2 protein-coding genes are annotated in these 3,345 nt (G+C 69.2%); both read left to right on the forward strand.

Annotated elements, in window-relative coordinates; all coding sequences use genetic code 11:
• Positions 1-1,283 (forward strand): protein kinase domain-containing protein (locus OK17_RS11125; protein WP_461417473.1); only part of this gene is annotated, 1,283 nt, incomplete at its 5' end.
• 70 nt (positions 1,284-1,353) lie between these two features.
• Positions 1,354-3,303, forward strand: coding sequence for a Stk1 family PASTA domain-containing Ser/Thr kinase (gene pknB / locus OK17_RS11130; protein ID WP_461417474.1), 1,950 nt, complete (start codon positions 1,354-1,356; stop codon positions 3,301-3,303).
• The last annotated feature ends 42 nt before the right edge of the window (positions 3,304-3,345 follow it).

A 3,345-nucleotide genomic window follows, 5' to 3' on the forward strand; every position in this document is an offset into this window, starting at 1 on the left:
GGGAAGCCCTCGACACGCGCCTGAACCGTCGTGTGGCGGTGAAGGTCCTCAAGGCCGAGTACACGAGCGACCCGGAGTTCATCGCCCGGTTCCGCGCGGAGGCGCAGACGACGGCGAAGCTCAACAACCCGGGCATCGCCAACGTCTTCGACTACGGCGAGACTCCGGACTACAACGGCGGCGACCCGCTCGCCTACCTGGTGATGGAACTGGTCGACGGCGAGCCGCTGAACTCGGTGATCTCCCGGCTCGGCCGGTTGTCGCTGACCAACACCCTCGACATGCTGGAGCAGACCGGTCGGGCGTTGCAGGCCGCACACAGCCAGGGGCTGGTGCACCGCGACGTGAAGCCGGGCAACATCCTGATCACCCCGGCCGGCCAGGTGAAGATCACCGACTTCGGCATCGCCAAGGCCGTCGACTCCGCCCCGGTCACCAAGACCGGCATGGTGATGGGCACTGCCCAGTACATCTCTCCCGAGCAGGCCACCGGCGACGAGGCGACCGCCGCGTCCGACGTGTACTCGCTCGGCGTCGTCGGTTACGAGGCCCTCACCGGCCGGCGTCCGTTCCTCGGCGACGGTGCGATCACCGTCGCGATGAAACACATCCGTGAATCTCCGCCGCCGCTGCCGCCCAACCTGCCGTCGGGTGTCCGCGAGCTCATCGAGATCACGATGGCCAAGGACCCGCGTCAGCGTTATGCGAACGGCGGCGAGTTCGCCGACGCGGTGGCCGCCGTCCGTGCAGGTCGTCGCCCCCCGCGCCCGGGAGCGATCGCCGGCGCCGCAGCAGGTGCTGCCGGTGCCGCGGCGCTGGGCAACACCGTCGCGACCCGCGCCACGACGGCACCGGGTACCGCCTCTCGTCCCGTGACACCGCGACCGACGTCACGGACCCCGGTCGCACCGCCGCCCGACAACAGCTGGACCACCGGGCAGAAGGTGCTGGCCGGTGTCGCGGCCGCGCTACTCGTCGGCGCGATCGGTCTGATCGGGTTCTACCTGGTCAGCAGTGGTGGCGACGACACCGCCCCGTCGGCGCCGTCCACCTCGTCGATCGTCACCGAGACCACCACCGTGGTCCCGACCGAGGAACCCGACGAGACCACGACCACGCAGCGACCGACCCGCACGACGACCAGCGAGGAGACGACGACCAGCGAGGAGACGACGACGGAGACCACCGCGCCCGGTCCGCCGACGACCACCGACGACACCACGGACACCGGGGCCGCCACCGGCACCCCGTGCTTCCCCGGCGTGCCGTTCCCGCTGTGTTAGGTCACCGCGCCATGCTGATACCACCCCCGACGACCCGCTGAGCTGAGATCCCAGGCTGACCCCGAGGCAGATGACGACACCACACCACCTCTCCGACCGCTACGAACTCGGCGAAACGCTGGGTTTCGGTGGCATGTCCGAGGTGCACTATGCCCGCGACCTGGTGCTGCACCGGGACGTGGCGATCAAGGTGTTGCGCGCCGACCTCGCGCGCGATCCGTCGTTCTATCTGCGTTTCCGGCGGGAGGCCCAGAACGCGGCAAAGCTGAACCACCCGACGATCGTCCAGGTCTTCGACACCGGCGAGGCCGAGACCGAGGACGGTCCGCTGCCGTTCATCGTCATGGAGTACGTCGACGGGGACACCCTGCGAGACGTGCTGCGGGCCAACGGTCCGATCGCCCCGCGTCAGGCGATGACGTGGATGGCCGACGTCGCCGCCGCCATGGACTTCTCGCACCGCAACGGCATCGTGCACCGCGACATGAAGCCGGCGAACGTGATGATCGACAAGTCCGGCGCGGTGAAGGTGATGGACTTCGGCATCGCCCGCGCCATGAGCGATTCCACGTCGACCATGACTCAGACCTCCGCCGTCATGGGCACCGCCCAGTACCTGTCGCCCGAGCAGGCCCGCGGCATCAAGGTCGACCCGCGCAGCGACATCTACTCGATGGGTTGCGTGCTCTTCGAGCTGCTCACCGGGGAGCCGCCGTTCACCGGTGACTCACCGGTCGCGGTCGCCCACCAGCACGTGCACGAGGACCCGCCGTGGCCGTCGCATGTACGCCCGGAGATCCCGCGCGAGCTCGACTCGGTCGTGCTCAAGGCGATGAGCAAGAACAAGGACAACCGGTACCAGTCGGCCGCCGATCTGCGCGCCGATCTGATCCGCGTCCTCGCGGGCGGCAAGCCGTCGGCGCCGATGCTGCTCACCGACGAGGAGCGCACCGAGTTCATCGACACCGGACCCCGACGCCCGGTCCGGTCGGAGACGACCACACCACGCCGCGCCATCCCCACCCGTGCCGGTGGCAGCCACCGACGCGACGCCGACTACCGGTCCGACTCCGACGACGACCCACCGCGTCGTCGGCCTCGCTGGCTGATGGCCGGCGCGATCGCCGCGGTCGTGCTGCTCGTCGCAACGCTCTTCCTGTGGTCTCCGTGGAGTTCGGGCTCCGATCCCGATGTCACCGTGCCCGCGGTCGCCGGACTCAGTTCCGAGGACGCGCAGTCGTCCCTCGAACGAGCCGGGTTCGAGGTGCGTGTCCTCGAGGAACCCAGCCTCGACGTCGGGCCCGGTTTCGCGACCCGCTCGACACCCGGTGAGGGTGTCATGGCGACCGAGGGATCCGAGGTCGCGCTCTACATCTCCACCGGCCCACAACGTCACCGAATACCGTCCGACCTGGTCGGCAAGACGCCTGCCGAAGCCCTCGACGCCCTCAAGGTGCTCGGGTTCACCAACGTCAAGACCGAGCGCGTCGATTCGACCGCCGACATGAAGGACAAGGTCGTCTCGACCGCGCCGAAGATCGGCACCGAGGTGCCGGTCAACGGGCCGGTGGTCCTCAACGTGGGCAACGGCCCCAAGGAGATCACGGTCCGCGACGTCGTCGGCATGCCGGCAGATCGTGCCCGCGCGGTCCTCGAGGAGCTCGGCATGTCGGTCGACGAGGTCGCGGTCGACTCGGACCAGCCCGCGGGCGAGGTCATCTCCACCTCTCCCGGTCCCGGTTCGACGGCAGAGCAGGGCAGCACGGTGCAGTTGTCGGTGTCCCGGGGCAACCTGTTCACCGTCCCGAGCCTGCGCGGCAAGACACCCGCCGAGGCTCAGGCATCCCTCGAACAGGCCGGCTGGGAACGGTCGACGCTGACACGCCAGACCCGGAACGTGCCGCTGAACAGTCCGGACAACGGACGGGTCGTCGGGCAGGAACCGTCGGCGGGTTCGAAGGCGCGCAAGGGCGGCCCGATCACGATCATCATCGGCCAGGCGAGCCTGCTGCCGAACTAGCGCATTCGACGACGTCTCACCAGGCCTTCGTGGCTCGTCGCT

The sequence above is a fragment of the Gordonia sp. GN26 genome (assembly GCF_054823965.1).

Excerpts from the sequence above, each read along its gene's own strand:
- pknB (WP_461417474.1), top strand. The coding sequence starts at position 1,354 with ATGACGACACCACACCACCTCTCCGACCGCTACGAACTCGGCGAAACG.